Annotated in this window: 14 protein-coding genes; 3 read left to right on the forward strand and 11 right to left on the reverse strand. The window is 70.5% G+C overall.

All coding sequences use genetic code 11. The features are described 5' to 3' along the window. Position 1: 1 nt before the first annotated feature. Entirely contained in the window at positions 2-1,246 is a 1,245-nt protein-coding gene (locus LCH29_RS31045; protein WP_446465020.1) for a carboxylate--amine ligase, read from the reverse strand. A gap of 209 nt (positions 1,247-1,455) precedes the next feature. On the opposite strand from LCH29_RS31045, the gene fahA reads away from it, so the two are divergent. The 3 genes from fahA to LCH29_RS31060 all read left to right on the forward strand — a co-directional run bounded on the left by fahA (position 1,456) and on the right by LCH29_RS31060 (position 4,304). Continuing rightward, positions 1,456-2,742 carry a fumarylacetoacetase gene (fahA, locus tag LCH29_RS31050; protein ID WP_446465021.1) on the forward strand — a complete coding sequence of 429 codons (1,287 nt, stop codon included), beginning with the start codon at positions 1,456-1,458 and terminating at the stop codon, positions 2,740-2,742. 58 nt (positions 2,743-2,800) lie between these two features. Continuing rightward, entirely contained in the window at positions 2,801-3,304 is a 504-nt protein-coding gene (locus tag LCH29_RS31055; protein WP_446465022.1) for a hypothetical protein, read from the forward strand. Positions 3,305-3,992: 688 nt separating this feature from the next. Continuing rightward, the gene (locus tag LCH29_RS31060; RefSeq protein WP_446465023.1) at positions 3,993-4,304 is read left to right on the forward strand and encodes a hypothetical protein; all 312 of its coding nucleotides are present in this window, start codon (positions 3,993-3,995) and stop codon (positions 4,302-4,304) included. Between the two features lie 262 nt (positions 4,305-4,566). Here the strand turns inward: LCH29_RS31060 and nuoN are convergent, their stop codons facing one another. The 10 genes from nuoN to nuoE form a co-directional block, all read right to left on the reverse strand. Continuing rightward, on the reverse strand, positions 4,567-6,219 hold the full coding sequence (nuoN, locus tag LCH29_RS31065; protein WP_446465024.1) for an NADH-quinone oxidoreductase subunit NuoN: 1,653 nt from the start codon (positions 6,217-6,219) through the stop codon (positions 4,567-4,569). Then, positions 6,216-7,880, reverse strand: coding sequence for an NADH-quinone oxidoreductase subunit M (locus LCH29_RS31070; protein WP_123103552.1), 1,665 nt, complete (start codon positions 7,878-7,880; stop codon positions 6,216-6,218). The genes nuoN and LCH29_RS31070 overlap by 4 nt, the downstream gene beginning before the upstream one ends. Positions 7,881-7,883: 3 nt before the next feature. Continuing rightward, a complete protein-coding gene (gene nuoL, locus LCH29_RS31075; protein ID WP_446465025.1) occupies positions 7,884-9,824 on the reverse strand; it encodes an NADH-quinone oxidoreductase subunit L in 1,941 nt (646 codons plus the stop codon). Between the two features lie 16 nt (positions 9,825-9,840). Beyond that, positions 9,841-10,140 (reverse strand): NADH-quinone oxidoreductase subunit NuoK, encoded by a 300-nt coding sequence (gene nuoK, locus LCH29_RS31080; protein WP_009715954.1) that lies wholly within the window; start codon positions 10,138-10,140, stop codon positions 9,841-9,843. Continuing rightward, a complete protein-coding gene (locus LCH29_RS31085) occupies positions 10,137-11,033 on the reverse strand; it encodes an NADH-quinone oxidoreductase subunit J (protein ID WP_446465026.1) in 897 nt (298 codons plus the stop codon). The genes nuoK and LCH29_RS31085 overlap by 4 nt, the downstream gene beginning before the upstream one ends. Continuing rightward, entirely contained in the window at positions 11,030-11,659 is a 630-nt protein-coding gene (nuoI, locus tag LCH29_RS31090) for an NADH-quinone oxidoreductase subunit NuoI (protein ID WP_446465027.1), read from the reverse strand. The genes LCH29_RS31085 and nuoI overlap by 4 nt, the downstream gene beginning before the upstream one ends. Beyond that, positions 11,649-13,016, reverse strand: coding sequence for an NADH-quinone oxidoreductase subunit NuoH (gene nuoH, locus LCH29_RS31095; protein ID WP_446465028.1), 1,368 nt, complete (start codon positions 13,014-13,016; stop codon positions 11,649-11,651). The genes nuoI and nuoH overlap by 11 nt, the downstream gene beginning before the upstream one ends. Before the next feature lie 115 nt (positions 13,017-13,131). Continuing rightward, the gene (locus tag LCH29_RS31100; protein ID WP_446465029.1) at positions 13,132-15,621 is read right to left on the reverse strand and encodes an NADH-quinone oxidoreductase subunit G; all 2,490 of its coding nucleotides are present in this window, start codon (positions 15,619-15,621) and stop codon (positions 13,132-13,134) included. After that, the gene (gene nuoF, locus LCH29_RS31105; protein WP_446465030.1) at positions 15,618-16,997 is read right to left on the reverse strand and encodes an NADH-quinone oxidoreductase subunit NuoF; all 1,380 of its coding nucleotides are present in this window, start codon (positions 16,995-16,997) and stop codon (positions 15,618-15,620) included. The genes LCH29_RS31100 and nuoF overlap by 4 nt, the downstream gene beginning before the upstream one ends. After that, positions 16,997-17,806, reverse strand: a complete 810-nt coding sequence (gene nuoE / locus LCH29_RS31110) for an NADH-quinone oxidoreductase subunit NuoE (protein WP_179940456.1) — start codon at positions 17,804-17,806, stop codon at positions 16,997-16,999. The genes nuoF and nuoE overlap by 1 nt, the downstream gene beginning before the upstream one ends. Positions 17,807-17,818 lie beyond the last annotated feature (12 nt).

Below are 17,818 nucleotides of genomic sequence, written 5' to 3' on the forward strand. Positions count from 1 at the left end.
GTTACCTGTTCTTGGCGCGCCACATCCGGTACAGATGCGTCGCGCCGGGCCCCACGCAGCGCGCCAGCATGGTGAAGAACGGCCGCATGTCGTCGCGCGCGGCCCATGCCAGCTCGGTCCCGCTCGCCCGGGCGGGGGCGTGCGGCGTGGTGTATCCACTGCGGCGGTAGGCGAGCAGGGCGGGCAGGTCGATGTTCTCGACGACGAACCGCCGGTCCGCCAGCTGCTCCGCCTCGGGCACCGGGCGCCCCGTCAGATCGAGGTGCTGGGCCCGGACGACATCGAGCCGCGCCCCGTTCTCGAAGAGCCGGAACTGCGCGCCCATCCGCGGGTTGAAGTCCAGCAGCTTGTACCGCCCGTCGCGCCGGTCGAAGCGCCAGTCCAGATCGACGATGCCGCTGAAGCCGATCCGCTGGATGAACCGGGCCGTCATCCCGGCCAGCTCCTTGTTGTCCACCGCGTACGCACACGCCGTCATGCCCGCGTGCGGCGGCCAGGACCGCACCTTGACGCCGGTGAACATCGCCAGCGGTGTGGACTGCGCGTCGAAGTAGGCGTGCACGATCCAGTCCTCGGCGGACTCCCGCGGGAGGTACTCCTGAAGCACCACCCCGGGCCGCGGCCCCCAGTCCCGGGCCAGCGCCAGCAGCTCGCGCGGCCCGGCGATCCGGGTCGTCCCGCCCACCGCGGGCTGCCTCCGCCGCTCGAACGCCTCCCGGTTCTTGGCGACGACCGGAAACCGCGCGCTCACCGCGAACGCCTTGACGTCCGCGTACGAACCGGGGAACGCCGCCTCCGGGGTGGGCACCGCATGCGCGACGCACAGCTCGTACAGCCCCTGCTTGCTGGCCAGCCGCCGGGGCAACCCCGGCTCGGTGCGCGGGAAGAGGAACCGGCCCTCCCCGGCGAGCACATCGGCATGCTCGCCGATCAGCACCGCCGCCTCCTCGTCCGTGGGCAGCAGGACGGTCGGACGGCCGATCGCCCGCCCTGCCCGCAGCAGCCCCTCCACCAGCCGCTCCGGCCGCTCCCTGCCGGTGGTCGGCCAGACGAAGGCCCGCCTCAGATAGCGCGATTGGGCGGCCGGGGTCCAACGGTCCTCGGTGACCGCGTACATGGGTACGCCGAGACGACCCAGGGAGCGAATGGCCCCCACGCCCCCGTGATGCAGCGGGTAATCGCCTATCTTCACGATCAGCCCCGGCACGGAACGGTCCACCGCGAACGGCACGGCACTGCTCGCCACGAGTCCCCCTCGGTCACCCCACCGCAGTGGTCCCCCCACTGTGCGTGACCTGATGAAGGACGCTACTTCGGAATCACTCCCTCCAGCAAGGAGGATCCGGACATTGCCATCCCTTTAGGTGGCAGTCACCCCACAAGGGTGGCGCACCCCGGGCCATAGGGTGTGGACCGGCCAACCCAAGGCGACGAGGAGAAGGCGAGGCACCACCCATGGCGCAGCGAAGCCCGCTCGACCTGCCCGAAGGCGATCCCTTCGGCCCGGACAACCTCCCCTATGGCGTGTTCACCACCTCCAACGCTCCTCATCTGCGGAAAATCGGCGTGCGCTACGGCGCCCATGTGCTGGACGCGGGTGCCGCCGCGGCGGCCGCGGCCTCCCCGCACGCCGAACTGCTCGGCGCCTCCTCGCTCAACCCGCTGATGGCCGCGGGCCGTCCGGTCTGGCAGGCCGTCCGCGCGGAGCTGCGCGACTGGCTGACCAACCCGGCGCACCGGCACGCCATCGAGCCCCTGATGCACCCCCTCACCACCCTCGCCCTCCACCTCCCGATCGAGGTGGCGGACTATGTCGACTTCTTCGCCAGCGAGCACCACGCCTCCAACGCGGGCAAGATCTTCCGCCCGGACGGCGACGCCCTCACCCCCAACTGGAAGCACATGCCGATCGGCTACCACGGCCGGGCCGGCACCGTGCTCGTCTCGGGCTCGCCCATCGTCCGCCCCCACGGCCAGCGGCTGCCTCCGGCCGAGGCCCCCGCCTCGCCCGCCCCCGCATCAGCTTCTCCTTCTTCGTCCGCATCGTCCGCTCCTCCCCGGCCGGTCTTCGGCCCCTCGCTGCGCCTCGACTTCGAAGCCGAGGTCGCGTTCGTCGTCGGCGCGCCCTCACCCCTGAATACACCGCTGCCCCTCGCCGGGTTCCACGATCACGTCTTCGGCGTCTGCCTCCTCAACGACTGGTCCGCCCGCGACATCCAGGCCTGGGAGTACCGCCCCCTCGGCCCCTTCCTCGGCAAGTCCTTCGCCACCTCCCTCGCCGCCTGGATCACCCCGCTGGACGCCCTCGCCGCGGCCCGTACCGCCCCGCCCGCCCGCGACGTCCCGCCGCTCCCCTACCTCGACGACGCGGCCGCCGAGCCCGGCGGGTTCGATCTGCGCATCGAGGTCGCCGTCAACGGCCACACCGTCTCCCGGCCCCCGTTCTCCGCCATGTACTGGACGGCGGCTCAGCAGCTCGCCCATCTGACGGTGAACGGCGCCTCGCTGCGCACCGGCGACGTCTTCGCCTCCGGCACGGTCAGCGGCCCGCGCCCGGACGAGCTGGGCTGCCTGCTCGAACTCACCTGGGGCGGCCGCGACCCTCTGCACCTCCCGGACGGCACCCGGACGTTCCTGGAGGACGGCGACGAGGTGACCCTCACCGCCTGGGCACCCGGCCCGGACAAGGTCCGCATCGGAATGGGTGAGGTGACCGGCCACGTCGTTCCGGCGGCGTCATGAGCGAATGCTAATTTGTCGTGCTCCTGCCCTGACGGCCCTGATATCCGAGGAGAAGCGCGTGAAGAAGGCAGCGAGCATCGCCGGGACGGTGGCCGCGGCCGCCCTCCTGCTCACGGCGTGCGGCAGTGACAGCGACGAGGGGACGAAGGACACGTCCAAGGACACCCCGTCGGCACAGGAGTCGAGCGCCCCGGCGGAGGGGGGCGCGAACTCCAAGATCACCGGCGCCTACCTCGCCAAGAGCGGCAGCCAGACGCTCATCCTGTCCATCGGCGGCGAGAAGGCGTCCCTGATCGCGGGCAAGCACGTCTGCAACGGTGAGTACACCGACACCGGCGAGAAGATGCTGATGCTCAAGTGCGCCGACGGCAACACCGACCGCGCCATGGGCAAGGTGGCCCCGAGCGGGGACGGCAAGACGCTCACCGTCGACTGGGACGCGCTCTCGGAGAACGACACCTTCACCCGGACCACCTCCCCCAGCGACATCCCGTCGAACATCCCGACCTCGCTGCCCTCCGACATCCCCACCGACCTGCCGACGAACCTCCCGTCGAGCTGACCCCTCCAGCTGCCCCGCGAGCCCCCGGCAACCGCCGGGGGCTCGCCGCGCACAGTGGCAGATCTTGCTGATGAGGTAGTCCTTGGGTCGACCACTGATCCGGACGCGGCGGCTTTGTGTGCGTGGTCGGCTACGACCGTGGTGAGCCCGTCGGGTTCGCTTGCGGGGCGCCGCTGGTGGCGGGGCGGGAGTGGTGGCAGGGGCATCTGGCCCCTGGGGCGCGGGTTCGTACGTTCGGGCTCTCCGAACCGCTTGTTCGGCCGAAGCACGGCTGTGGCACGTCGACTGCGCGTCTCGTTGCGAACTCGGGACGGGGAGTTCGACGGCGAGCTCCGGTTAGCCATGCGATCCGTAGAGCGTTGAACGTCGTCATAACCTGCCGCACACGATCAGCGACATTCCTCATCAAGGGGCGTGGGGAGACAAGTAACGCCACCGGGGCCCGCAGGGCGCCGGCTTTCTCGCACGCACGCCGCCATGACGCCCGCGAGGAGGTGGAGCTGCCCTTTATTGAGGCCACCCGCACTCGTCGACTGCGGTTTTAGCGGGGCGTTTCCTCGCCGGTTCGTCCGGGCCACGCAGTCGACGCCCGACGGGAGCCGATTAGTCCTCTTCATGCGTAGTCGACGGCGAGATCACGGGCGAGGTAGCGTTCCCCCACTCCTACCCGAAGCGAAAGGTAACTCCTATGCGCGCCCGTGCCACTGCACTTGTTGCCACTGCAGCAATGGCTCTCGGAGCCATCGGAATTTCGACAGCTCCGGCCAGTGCTGCCGACAAGGTGCACCGCGGAAAAGACGGATGCTTCTCGTGGTCCTGGGAGGACGGCGGGGTCTTTACTACCACGATCTACCTCAAGAACAATTGCAAGACCACGCACAAGGCAGAGATCATTTGGACTAATGGCGCTGAGAGCCACGTGACCCTCAAGGCCGGCCAGAAGGGAAGCGACTACAGCGCTGCGGCCGACGGAGTGAAGTCCGTCGAGGACCTGGGCTGAACCTTCCCCTTACCGCTCAAGGGCTCAACAACGGAGAGAGAGCGTGGCTCACGCCCACAAGAGGCGCCCCTTGTCGGGGCGCCTCTCTCTGTTTCAGGTCACTGACCTGGTTTTTCGTCATGGAACAGGGGACGGGAATCGAACCCGCGCTCTGAGCCCGGAAAGCTCGGGGAACCCGCGCAGGGCCGCCCCGGCCGGGACACCCTCGCCCCGCCCCGGCCGGGACGGGGCGGGGCGGGCCGGGGCGGGGTGAGGGAAAGGACTACCGCACGAAGACGCCCGCTTGGCCCGCCAGGTCGAGGAAGTACTGCGGCGCCACGCCCAGCACCACCGTGACCGCGACGCCGATCGCGATCGCCGACGAGGTCAGGGGGCTCGGGACGGCCACCGACGGGCCGTCCGTGCGGGGTTCGCTGAAGAACATCAGCACGATCACCCGGATATAGAAGAAGGCCGCGATCGCCGACGAGATCACACCGATCACGACGAGCGCGCCCGCGCCCCCGTCCGCCGCCGCCTTGAAGACCGCGAACTTCCCCGCGAACCCACTGGTCAGCGGGATACCGGCGAAGGCCAGCAGGAAGACCGCGAAGACGGCGGCCACCAGGGGCGAACGGCGGCCGAGACCGGCCCACTTCGACAGGTGGGTGGCCTCGCCGCCCGCGTCGCGCACCAGGGTGACCACGGCGAAGGCGCCGAGGGTCACGAAGGAGTACGCGGCGAGGTAGAAGAGGACGGAGGAGATGCCGTCGGGGGTCGTGGCGATGACACCGGCGAGGATGAACCCGGCGTGGGCGATGGAGGAGTAGGCGAGCAGCCGCTTCACATCGGTCTGGGTGACGGCGACGATCGCGCCGCCCAGCATGGTGACGATGGCGACGCCCCACATCACCGGCCGCCAGTCCCAGCGCAGCCCCGGCAGGACGACGTACAGCAGCCGCAGCAGCGCGCCGAAGGCCGCCACCTTGGTGGCCGCGGCCATGAAGCCGGTGACCGGGGTGGGGGCGCCCTGGTAGACGTCCGGGGTCCACATGTGGAACGGCACGGCGCCGATCTTGAACAGCAGGCCCATCAGTACCAGCGCCCCGCCGAGGAGCAGCAGCGCGTCGTTGCCCATGGTCCCGGCGAGCGCCGGGGTGACGTTGCGGACCTGGCCGTCGACGACGTCGGCGATACCGGCGTACGCGACGGTGCCCGCGTAGCCGTACAGCAGGGCGATCCCGAAGAGCAGGAACGCCGAGGAGAAGGCGCCGAGCAGGAAGTACTTGACGGCGGACTCCTGGGACAGCATCCGGTGGCGCCGGGCGAGCGCGCACAGGACGTACAGCGGGAGGGAGAAGACCTCCAGCGCGACGAAGAGGGTCAGCAGATCGTTCGCGGCGGGGAAGACGAGCATGCCGCCCACCGCGAAGAGGACCAGCGGAAAGACCTCGGTGGTGGTGAACCCGGCCTTGACGGCGGCCTTTTCGGCGTCGCCGCCGGGCACGGCGGCGGCCTGTGCCGCGAAGTTGTCGACGCGGTTGCCGTGGACGACCGGGTCGAGCCGCCGCTCGGCGAAGGTGAACACCGAGACCAGCGCGACCAGGAGGATGGTGCCCTGGAGGAAGAGCGCGGGTCCGTCGACGGCGATGGCACCCATGGCCGCGACGTGGGCCTTTCCGGTGCCGTAGTCGCTCGCGGCGAGGCCGATGACGGCCGCGAAGGCCGCGGCGAGGGAGACGACGGAGACGAACAGCTGCGCGGCGTAACGCTGCGCGCGCGGCAGGAACGCCTCGACCAGTACGCCGATGATCGCGGCGCCGAGCACGATCAGGGTGGGCGCCAGCTGCCCGTACTCGATGTGCGGCGCGGGGATCTTGTCGGGCGCCGCCGCCGCTGTCGTCCACAGGCTGTGGACAGTGGCCGCGTGGGTCACTTGGCACCTCCGGAAGCACCGTCGTGGGAAGCACCCTCGGGCTTGGGGCTGTAGTGGAACCAGCCCGCGTCAGTGACGGGGTGATCGGGCTTGGGATCCTTCTCGTCCACCACGGACAGCGTGTGGTCGACCGCCGGGTTGACGATCTCCGTCAGCGGCTTGGGGTAGACGCCGAGGAAGAGCAGCAGCGCGATCAGCGGCGCGACGACGAGGAGTTCGCGCGGCCGCAGATCGGGCATGGACCGCACCTCCTCCTTCACCGGGCCGGTCATGGTGCGCTGGTAGAGGATCAGGACGTACAGCGCGGCGAGCACGATGCCGAGGGTGGCGATCACGCCGACCACCGGATAGCGGGCGAACGCGCCGACGAGCACCAGGAACTCGCTGATGAAGGGCGCGAGCCCGGGCAGCGAGAGGGTGGCCAGACCGCCGATCAGGAAGGTGCCGGCGAGCACCGGGGCGACCTTCTGCACCCCGCCGTAGTCGGCGATGAGCCGCGAGCCGCGCCGGGTGATGAGGAACCCGGCCACCAGCATCAGCGCGGCGGTCGAGATGCCGTGGTTGACCATGTAGAGGGTGGCGCCGCCCTGGCCCTGGGTGGTCATGGCGAAGATGCCGAGGATGATGAAGCCGAAGTGGGAGATCGAGGCGTAGGCGATCAGCCGCTTGATGTCCCGCTGGCCGATCGCCAACAGCGCGCCGTAGATGATGCTGATGAGCGACAGGACCAGGATCACCGGGGTGGCCCACTTGCTGGCCTCGGGGAAGAGCTGGAGGCAGAAGCGGAGCATCGCGAAGGTGCCGACCTTGTCGACGACCGCGGTGATCAGCACGGCGACGGGGGCGGTGGACTCGCCCATCGCGTTGGGCAGCCAGGTGTGCAGCGGCCACAGCGGCGCCTTCACCGCGAAGGCGAAGAAGAAGCCGAGGAACAGCAGCCGTTCGGTGGTGGTCGCGAAGTCGAGCTGTCCGCTCGCCCGGGCCTCCACGATCTGCTGGAGCGAGAAGGTGCCGGTGCCCAGGTCGTCGGCGGTGACCGCGTAGAGGCCGACCACCGCGGCCAGCATGATCAGCCCGCCCGCCAGGTTGTACAGCAGGAACTTCACCGCGGCGTAACTGCGCTGGGTGGCCGTCTCCTCCTCGGACCGCTCCCCGGCCCGGTCCCCGAAGCCGCCGATGAGGAAGTACATCGGGATGAGCATGGCTTCGAAGAAGATGTAGAAGACGAAGACGTCGGTGGCCTCGAAGGAGATCACCACCATCGCCTCGACCAGCAGGATCAGCGCGAAGAAGCCCTGGGTGGGCCGCCAGCGGCGGTTGGGCCGGGCGCCTTCCAGCGGGTCGGCGTCATGCCAGCCCGCCAGGATGATGAAGGGGATGAGCACGGCGGTGAGCGCGATCAGGGCGACCGCGATGCCGTCCACGCCCAGTTCGTAGCGGACCCCGAAGTCCTTGATCCAGGCGTGGGATTCGGTGAGCTGGAAGCGGCCGCCGTCCGGGTCGAAGCGGACCGTGATGACCGCGGCGAGGGCGAGGGTGACCAGGGAGAAGGCCAGCGCCACCCACTTGGCGGCGGCTCGCTGGGCGGCGGGCACCGCGGCGGTGGCGACCGCGCCGAGCGCGGGCACCGCGGCCGTGGCCGTCAGCAGGGGAAAGGACATGACTCAGACCGCCCTCATCAGCAGGGTCGCGGCGATGAGCACCGCCGTACCGCCGAACATCGAGACCGCGTACGTACGGGCGTAGCCGTTCTGGAGCTTGCGCAATCGGCCGGAGAGCCCGCCGACCCCGGCCGCGGTGCCGTTGACCACGCCGTCGACCAGTTTGTGGTCGACGTAGACCAGACCGCGGGTGAGGTAGCGGCCGGGCTGGACGAGCGCGACGTGGTTGAAGTCGTCCTGGAGCAGGTCGCGGCGGGCGGCCCGGGTGAGCAGGGAGCCGCGCGGCGCCGTGCGCGGCACGGGCCTGCGCCCGTACTGCGCCCAGGCGAGGGCGACGCCGATGGCCAGGACGACCATCGTCCCCGCGGTGACCGTCGCGGCGCTGAGCGGGGAGTGGCCGTGGCTGTGGCCGGTGACCGGTTCGAGCCACTTCAGGAACGCGTCGTTCAGGCTGAAAAGACCGCCCGCGAAGACCGACCCGAAGGCCAGGACGATCATGGGGATCGTCATGGATTTAGGCGACTCGTGCGGATGCGGCAGCTCGCCGGGGCGCACGTCGATACCGGGTTCGACGCTGGGCGCCTTGTCCGGGTCGGGCGCGGGCTCCCACCGCTTCTCGCCGAAGAACGTCATCAGCATCACGCGCGTCATGTAGTACGCGGTGATGGCCGCGCCCAGCAGGGCCGCGCCGCCGAGGATCCAGCCCTCGGTGCCGCCCTTGGCGAAGGCCGCCTCGATGATCTTGTCCTTGGACCAGAAGCCGGAGAGCCCCGGGAAGCCGATGATGGCGAGGTAGCCGAGGCCGAAGGTGACGAAGGTGACCGGCATGTACTTCCTCAAGGCCCCGTACTTGCGCATGTCGACCTCGTCGTTCATGCCGTGCATGACCGACCCGGCGCCGAGGAAGAGCCCCGCCTTGAAGAAGCCGTGGGTGACCAGGTGCATGATCGCGAAGACATAGCCGACCGGGCCGAGCCCGGCGGCCAGGATCATGTAGCCGATCTGCGACATCGTCGACCCGGCCAGGGCCTTCTTGATGTCGTCCTTCGCGCAACCGACGATCGCACCGAAGAGCAGCGTGACCGCGCCGACCGCGACCACCGCGGCCTGTGCGTCGGGCGCCGCGTTGAAGATCGCGCCGGAGCGGGTGATCAGGTACACGCCCGCGGTCACCATGGTCGCCGCGTGGATCAGGGCCGAGACCGGGGTCGGGCCCTCCATCGCGTCGCCGAGCCAGGACTGGAGCGGCACCTGGGCCGACTTGCCGCACGCGGCGAGCAGCAGCATCAGCCCGATGGCGGTGAGCTTGCCCTCGCCCGCGTCCTCCGCGCCTCCCAGCACGGGGGCGAAGGCGAAGGTCCCGAAGGTCGTGAACATCAGCATGATCGCGATGGACAGGCCCATGTCGCCGACGCGGTTGACGATGAACGCCTTCTTCGCCGCCGTCGCCGCGCTCGGCTTGTGCTGCCAGAAGCCGATGAGCAGGTACGAGGCGAGGCCGACGCCCTCCCAGCCGACGTACAGCAGCAGGTAGTTGTCGGCGAGGACGAGCAGCAGCATCGCCGCGAGGAAGAGATTGAGATAGCCGAAGAAGCGGCGGCGCCGCTCGTCGTGCGCCATGTAGCCGATCGAGTAGATGTGGATCAGCGTGCCCACACCCGAGATCAGCAGCACGAAGGTCATCGACAGCTGATCGAGCTGGAAGGCGACGTCCGCGCGGAAGCCGCCCACCGGAATCCAGCTGAAGACCTGGCTGTGCAGGGCGCGGTCGTGCTCGCCCCGGCCGAGCATGTCGGCGAAGAGCACGGCGCCGATCACGAAGGAGGCGCCCGCGAGCACCGTGCCCAGGTAGTGGCCCGTGCGGTCCAGCCGCCGGCCCCCGCACAGCAGCACGGCAGCGCCGAGCAGCGGGGCCGCGACGAGCAATCCGATGAGGTTCTCCACTTGAACGCGACCCCTTCTAGAGCTTCATCAGGCTGGCGTCGTCGACCGAGGCCGAATGGCGGGAGCGGAAGACGGTCACGATGATCGCGAGGCCGACCACGACCTCCGCCGCCGCGACGACCATCGTGAAGAACGCGATGATCTGGCCGTCGAGGTTGCCGTGCAGCCGGGAGAAGGTGACGAACGCGAGGTTGCACGCGTTCAGCATCAGCTCGACGCACATGAAGAGGACGATCGCGTTCCGCCGGATCACGACCCCGGCCGCACCGATGGTGAACAACAGAGCGGCCAGGTAGAGGTAGTTGACCGGATTCACTTGGCGGCTCCCTTGCGGTGCTCGACGTCCCCGGACGCGCCCACAGCGCCTTCAGCGCCGTCGGCGCCCTCGGCCTCGGCGCCCTCCGGCTTCCGCCGCCCGAGCCAGCGCTCCGAGCGCTGCTCCAGCGCCGCCAGCTCCGCCAGCGCCTCACCGGAGACGTCCCGGACCTGGCCGCGGCCGCGCAGCGTCGCGTTGACGCTCAGCTCGGACGTCGTGCCGTCGGGCAGCAGACCGGGGATGTCCACCGCGTTGTGCCGGGCGTAGACGCCCGGGGCGGGCAGCGGCGGGACGTGCTTGCCGGTGCGCACCCGCGCCTCGGACTGCTCGCGCTGGCTGCGCGCGCGCTCGGTGCGCTCGCGGTGGGTCAGCACCATGGCGCCGACCGCCGCGGTGATCAGCAGCGCGCCGGTGATCTCGAAGGCGAAGACGTACTTGGTGAAGACCAGGGCCGCCAGGCCCTCCACATTGCCGCCGGAGTTGGCCTGCGCCAGCCCGTCGAACGTCTTCAGCGAGGCGTTCCCGATTCCGGCGCACAGCAGGATGCCGAAGCCGAGCCCGCACAGGGCGGCGAGCCAGCGCTGCCCCTTCAGGGTCTCCTTCAGCGAATCGGCCGCGGTGACGCCGACCAGCATCACGACGAAGAGGAAGAGCATCATGATCGCGCCGGTGTAGACGACGATCTGGACGACGCCCAGGAAGTACGCCCCGTTGGCCAGGTAGAAGACCGCCAGGACGATCATGGTGCCCGCCAGGCTGAGGGCGCTGTGCACGGCCTTGCGCATCAGGATCGTGCACAGCGCGCCGATCACGGCGACCGTGCCGAGCACCCAGAACTGGACGGCCTCGCCGGTGGAGGTGGTGGAGGCCGCCGCGGCCAGCGCGCCGCTCATGCCTGCACCCCCCGTCCCGCCTGGTCGTCCGACGCGGTGACGTCCTCGTTCCCCGCGGCCTGGTCGGACAGGGTCTCGCCCTTGCTGACCGCGACCTGACGGGTGGTCCCGGGCGCGGCCTCGGTCACCAGCCCGCGGTAGTAGTCCTGCTCGTCCGTCCCCGGATAGATGGCGTGGGGGCTGTCGACCATGCCGTCCTCGAGGCCCGCGAGCAGCTCTTCCTTGGTGTAGATGAGCGATTCGCGGGTGCGGTCGGCCAGCTCGTACTCATTGGTCATGGTCAGCGCCCGGGTGGGGCACGCCTCGACGCACAGGCCGCACAGGATGCAGCGCAGATAGTTGATCTGGTAGACGCGGCCGTAGCGCTCGCCCGGCGAGTAGCGCTCCTCGTCGGTGTTGTCCGCGCCCTCCACGTAGATCGCGTCCGCCGGGCAGGCCCAGGCGCACAGCTCGCATCCGATGCACTTCTCCAGCCCGTCCGGATGCCGGTTGAGCTGGTGACGTCCGTGGAAGCGGGGCGCGGTGGGCTTCTTCTCCTCGGGGTACTGCTCGGTCAGCCGCTTCTTGAACATGGCCTTGAAGGTCACGCCGAAGCCGGCCACGGGGTTCTGGAAGTCAGACACCATCGGCCTCCTTTCCGTCACTGACAGTGTCGGGGCCACCACTGACAATCAGCTCCCGTTCCTGTCGGGAGCGCCGTCGCGGTACGGGCGGCAGGGACTGGCCGGGCAGCGGCGGCACCGGGAATCCGCCCGCCATCGGGTCGAAGGCGGGCTCGGGACCCTCCTCCACCGCCGGTCCGGCCTCGCCCTTCGCAGCCGCCCCGCGGTCGCGGAAGACGTCGACGACGAAGGACAGCAGCAGCAGCGTGATCACCGCGCCGCCGACGTACAGCACGATCGACTGGTTGTCGTAGTTCTCGCTGCGCAGCGCCCGCACGGTGGCGACCAGCATCAGCCAGACCATCGAGATCGGGATGAGGACCTTCCAGCCCAGCTTCATGAACTGGTCGTAGCGCACCCGGGGCACCGAGGCGCGGATCCAGATGAAGACGAACAGCGACGAGACGACCTTGCCGACGAACCACAACAGCGGCCACCAGCCGTGGTTGGCGCCCTCCCAGAAGGTGCTGATCGGCCAGGGCGCCCGCCAGCCGCCCAGGAAGAGGGTCACGGCGACCATCGAGACGGTGACCATGTTGACGTACTCGGCGAGCATGAACAGCGCGAACTTGATCGACGAGTACTCGGTGTTGAAGCCGCCCACCAGGTCACCCTCGGACTCCGGCATGTCGAACGGCGCCCGGTTGGTCTCCCCGACCATCGCCACGATGTAGATGAGGAACGAGACCGGGAGCAGCACCACGTACCAGCGGTCCTGCTGGGAGGCGACGATCTGCGAGGTCGACATCGACCCGGAGTAGAGGAACACCGCCGCGAAGGACAGGCCCATCGCGATCTCGTAGCTGATCATCTGGGCGCAGGAGCGCAGTCCCCCGAGGAGCGGATACGTCGACCCGGACGACCAGCCCGCCAGCACGATGCCGTAGATGCCGACCGATGCGGTGGCGAGGATGTAGAGGACGGCGATCGGCAGATCGGTCAGCTGCATCGCGGTGCGGTGCCCGAAGACCGACACCTCGCCTCCGGACGGGCCGAACGGGATCACCGCGACCGCCATGAACGCCGGAATGGCCGCGACGATCGGCGCCAGGACGTAGACCAGCTTGTCGGCGCCCTTGACGACCACGTCCTCCTTGAGCATCAGCTTCACGCCGTCCGCGAGGGACTGGAGCATGCCCCAGGGGCCGTGCCGGTTCGGGCCGATGCGCAGCTGCATCCAGCCCATCACCTTGCGCTCCATGACGATGGAGATCAGCACCGTCAGCATCAGGAACGCGAAGCAGAAGACGGCCTTGATCAGGATCAGCCACCACGGGTCGCGGCCGAACATCGACAGATCCTCTGCGGCGAGATACCTCATGCGGCGCCCCTTTCATTCGCCCCGCTGCGCCGGCAGCTGATGTCACGGTCGCCCGTGCGGCGCAGAGGCGCGCCTTTCGTGGCCGCCTGCGGCCCGGCGGCCGCACGTGCGTCGCTCATAGAGACACCTCCGTCGCGGAAGCGGTGATCGTGACGACGTCACCGGGGTGGGCCCCCAGATCGCGCTGTGCGCCGCCGCCCGTGGAGGCCAGCGGCAGCCAGACGACCCGGTCGGGCATCGGGGTCACGCACAGGGGCAGCTGGACGGATCCGGCCGGGCCGGTGACGCGGAGCGTCTGGCCGTCGGCCACCCCCGCCTCCTCGGCGGTCGCCGCCGAGAGCCGGGCCACCGCGGCGTGCCGGGTCGCCGCCAGCGCCGGATCGCCCTCCTGGAGCCGCCCCTGGTCGAGCAGCAGCCGGTGACCGGCGAGCACCGCCTCGCCCTCGGCGGGCCGGGGCAGCGGGCCCCCGGTCTCCAGCGGGGCGGTGGCGCGCAGCCCCTGCCAGGTGCCCAGCCGGGTCAGCTCGGTGCGGGCGGCCGCCACGTCCGGCAGGCCCAGGTCCGTGTCGAGGGCGTCGGCCAGCATGTGCAGCACCCGGGCGTCCGGGAGGGTGTGACGGCGGGTCATCTGGTCCGGCTTGAGCGCGGCCTCGAACGGCCGGGCCCGGCCCTCCCAGTTGAGGAACGTGCCGGACTTCTCGGCCGCCGCCGCGACCGGAAGCACCACGTCCGCCCGCTCGGTGACCTCCGAGGGCCGCTGCTCGAGGCTGACCACGAACTCCGCCGCGTCGAGGGCGGCCACGGCCCGCGCCGGGTCGGGCAGATCCGCCACCTCGACCCCGCCGACCAGCAGCGCGCCGAGCCCGCCGCTCGCCGCGGCCTCCACGATCTGGCCGGTGTCGCGGCCCACCTGGTGCGGCAGATCGGTGATCCCCCACACCGCTGCGGTCTCCTCGCGGGCCCGCGGATCGTGCGCCGGGCGGCCACCGGGCAGCAGCCCGGGCAGCGCCCCCGCCTCGATCGCACCGCGCTCGCCCGCCCGGCGCGGGATCCACGCGAGCGTGGCGCCGGTGGCGGCCGCGGCCCGTACGGCGGCGGTCAGTCCGCCCGCCACCGACGCCAGCCGCTCGCCGACGAGGATGACCGCGCCCTCCTGGCGCAGCGCGTCGGCGGCCCGCTCGCCGTCCTCGTCCAGGCCCGTGCGTCCCGCGATCGCGTCCAGCCACTCGGTCTCGGTGCCGGGCGCGGCCGGCAGCAGGGTGCCGCCCGCCTTCTCCAGGCCCCGGGTGGTGTGGGTGGCGAGCGAGAAGGTGCGCTGGCCGTGCTTGCGGTGCGCCTTGCGCAGCCGCAGGAAGACGCCGGGCGACTCCTCCTCGGCCTCGAACCCGGCCAGCAGCACCGCGGGCGCCTTCTCCAGCGCGGCGTACGTCAGTCCGCTGCCGTCCAGGTCACGGCCGCGGCCCGCGATGTGGGCGGCCAGGAAGTCGGCCTCCTCGTCGCTGTGCGCCCGGGCCCGGAAGTCGATGTCGTTGGTCTCCAGGACGGTCCGCGCGAACTTGGCGTACGCGTAAGCGTCCTCGACGGTCAGCCGGCCGCCGGTCAGCACCCCGGTGCGGCCGCGCGCCGCGGCCAGCCCCTCGGCAGCCGCGGCCAGGGCCTCGGGCCAGCCCGCCGGTTCCAGCTTCCCCGACTCGCGGTTGCGCACCAGCGGGGTGGTGAGCCGGTCGGGAAGCTGGGCGTAGCGGAAGCCGAAGCGCCCCTTGTCGCAGATCCACTCCTCGTTGACCTCGGGGTCGTCCGCGGCGAGCCGCCGCATCACCTTGCCGCGCCGGTGGTCGGTGCGGGTCGCGCAGCCGCCCGCGCAGTGCTCGCACACGCTCGGCGAGGAGACCAGGTCGAAGGGGCGGGAGCGGAACCGGTACGCGGCCGAGGTGAGCGCGCCGACCGGGCAGATCTGGATGGTGTTGCCGGAGAAGTACGACTCGAACGGGTCGCCCTCCCCCGTGCCCACCTGCTGGAGTGCGCCGCGCTCCAGCAGCTCGATCATCGGGTCGCCCGCGATCTGGTTGGAGAAGCGGGTGCAGCGCGCGCACAGTACACAGCGCTCGCGGTCCAGCAGCACCTGGGCCGAGACCGGAACGGGCTTGGTGAACGTCCGCTTCTGGCCCTCGAAGCGGCTGTCGGACTGTCCGGCGCTCATCGCCTGGTTCTGGAGCGGGCATTCACCGCCCTTGTCGCAGACCGGGCAGTCCAGCGGGTGGTTGATCAGCAGCAGCTCCATCACTCCGCGCTGCGCCTTCTCGGCGACCGGCGAGGTGAGCTGGGTCTTCACGACCATGCCGTCGGTGCAGGTGATGGTGCAGGAGGCCATCGGCTTGCGCTGGCCCTCCACCTCGACGATGCACTGGCGGCAGGCGCCCGCGGGGTCGAGCAGCGGATGGTCGCAGAAGCGCGGGATCTCGATCCCGAGGAGTTCGGCGGCGCGGATGACCAGCGTCCCCTTCGGGACGGAGATCTCGATCCCGTCGATGGTGACGGAGACCAGGTCTTCTGGCGGCACCGCTGCCTCCCCGCCTCCCGAGGGTGCGTTGGTGGTCACGGTCATGCGGTCACCCCCAGAGTGGTGCGCGGCTCGTCGGCCCAGACGGTGGACTTGGCCGGGTCGAAGGGACAGCCTCCGCCGGTGATGTGCTGCTCGTACTCCGCGCGGAAGTACTTGAGCGAGGAGAAGATGGGGCTGGCGGCGCCGTCGCCCAGCGCGCAGAACGACTTGCCGTTGATGTTGTCGGCGATGTCGGCCAGCTTGTCGAGGTCGCTCATGCGCCCCTTGCCGGCCTCCAGGTCGCGCAGCAGCTGCACCAGCCAGTACGTGCCCTCGCGGCAGGGTGTGCACTTGCCGCAGGACTCATGCGCGTAGAACTCGGTCCAGCGGGTCACCGCCCGCACCACGCAGGTGGTCTCGTCGAAGCACTGGAGGGCCTTGGTGCCCAGCATCGACCCGGCCGCGCCCACGCCCTCGTAGTCCAGCGGGACGTCGAGGTGCTCCTCGGTGAGCAGCGGGGTGGACGAGCCGCCGGGCGTCCAGAACTTCAGCCGGTGGCCGGGGCGCATGCCGCCGCTCATGTCGAGCAGCTGGCGCAGGGTGATGCCGAGCGGCCCCTCGAACTGGCCGGGGTTGGCCACATGGCCCGACAGCGAGTAGAGCGTGAAGCCCGGGGACTTCTCGCTGCCCATCGAACGGAACCATTCCTTGCCCTTGTTCAGGATCGAGGGAACCGAGGCGATGGATTCGACGTTGTTCACCACAGTGGGGCACGCGTACAGACCGGCGACCGCGGGGAAAGGAGGCCGCAGCCGGGGCTGGCCGCGGCGGCCCTCCAGCGAGTCCAGCAGCGCGGTCTCCTCACCGCAGATGTACGCACCCGCGCCCGCGTGCACCGTGATGTCGAGACCGGGAAGTCCGTCCACCCCGAGCTTTTCCCTGCGCCGCTCGGCCGTGCCCAGGTAGCCCGCCTCGTAGGCCTCGCGCACGGCCTCGTGCAGGCGGCGCAGCACCGGCACGGTCTCACCGCGCAGGTAGATGAAGGCGTGTTCGGAGCGGATGGCGTGACAGGCGATGACCATGCCCTCGATGAGGGCGTGCGGATTGGCGTAGAGAAGGGGGATGTCCTTGCAGGTGCCGGGTTCCGACTCGTCGGCGTTGACGACGAGGTAGTGCGGCTTGCCGTCGCCCTGCGGGATGAACTGCCACTTCATTCCGGTGGGGAAGCCCGCGCCGCCGCGGCCGCGCAGTCCGGCGTCCTTCACCAGCGCGATCACGGCGTCGGGGTCCATGGCGAGCGCCTTGGCGCTGCCCTGGTAGCCCTCGTGCCGCAGATAGGCGCGCAGCGTCCAGGAGTTCGCCTCGTCCCAGTGCGCGGAGAGCACGGGTGCCAGCAGCTTCTCGGGGCTGTGCTCGGCTCGCTCGGTCGTCACGGTCATCACTCCCCCTCCTCGGCGACCGGACCTGCCGGGTGGTGCGGATCGGAGGCCGAGGTCCGCTGCGGCGCATCGTGCGAACTGGGATGCGTCGGCGGCGCCTCGTCCTGCGGGGCTCCCCCGTGCCGCGGCGAGACGACCCGGCCGGGCGCCTCCTCCCCCTTGGCCAGCCGCAGCCCGGTGAGCGAGGCGGGACCGGCGGAGCCACCGGCCTCGACGGCTCCGGGGCGCGGGTCGGGGAAACCGGCGAGGATGCGCGCGGTCTCCTTGAACGTGCACAGCGGCGCGCCGCGGGTCGGGGTGACGGTGCGGCCTGCCCGGAGGTCGTCGACCAGCTGCTTGGCGGAGTCCACCGTCTGGTTGTCGAAGAACTCCCAGTTGACCATCACCACGGGCGCGAAGTCGCAGGCCGCGTTGCACTCGATGTGCTCCAGGGTGACCTTGCCGTCCTCGGTGGTCTCCCCGTTGCCCAGCTCCAGGTGGTGCTGGAGCTCCTCGAAGATCGCGTCCCCGCCCATCACCGCGCACAGGGTGTTGGTGCACACCCCGACCTGGTAGTCGCCCGAGGCCTTGCGCCGGTACATGGTGTAGAAGGTGGCGACCGCGGTGACCTCTGCGGTGGTCAGGTCCAGCACCTCGGCGCAGAACCGGATGCCGGTGCGGGTGACATGGCCCTCCTCGGACTGCACCAGGTGCAGCAGCGGCAGCAGGGCGCTGCGGCTGTCCGGGTAGCGGGCGATCACCTCAGCGGCGTCCGCCTCCAGCCGGGACCGCACCTCGGCCGGGTAGTCGGGAGCCGGCAGCTGCGGCATGCCCAGAGTCAC

This window comes from Streptomyces sp. BRA346, from assembly GCF_052851135.1.

Bases quoted from the DNA above. Each gene is read 5' to 3' on its own strand.
- LCH29_RS31070 (WP_123103552.1), bottom strand. From the start codon at position 7,880: ATGTCCTTTCCCCTGCTGACGGCCACGGCCGCGGTGCCCGCGCTCGGC.
- nuoF (WP_446465030.1), bottom strand. From the start codon at position 16,997: ATGACCGTGACGACCGAGCGAGCCGAGCACAGCCCCGAGAAGCTGCTG.
- LCH29_RS31100 (WP_446465029.1), bottom strand. From the start codon at position 15,621: ATGACCGTGACCACCAACGCACCCTCGGGAGGCGGGGAGGCAGCGGTG.
- LCH29_RS31085 (WP_446465026.1), bottom strand. From the start codon at position 11,033: ATGAGCGGCGCGCTGGCCGCGGCGGCCTCCACCACCTCCACCGGCGAG.
- fahA (WP_446465021.1), top strand. From the start codon at position 1,456: ATGGCGCAGCGAAGCCCGCTCGACCTGCCCGAAGGCGATCCCTTCGGC.
- nuoI (WP_446465027.1), bottom strand. From the start codon at position 11,659: ATGGTGTCTGACTTCCAGAACCCCGTGGCCGGCTTCGGCGTGACCTTC.
- nuoE (WP_179940456.1), bottom strand. From the start codon at position 17,806: ATGCCGCAGCTGCCGGCTCCCGACTACCCGGCCGAGGTGCGGTCCCGG.
- LCH29_RS31060 (WP_446465023.1), top strand. From the start codon at position 3,993: ATGCGCGCCCGTGCCACTGCACTTGTTGCCACTGCAGCAATGGCTCTC.
- nuoH (WP_446465028.1), bottom strand. From the start codon at position 13,016: ATGAGGTATCTCGCCGCAGAGGATCTGTCGATGTTCGGCCGCGACCCG.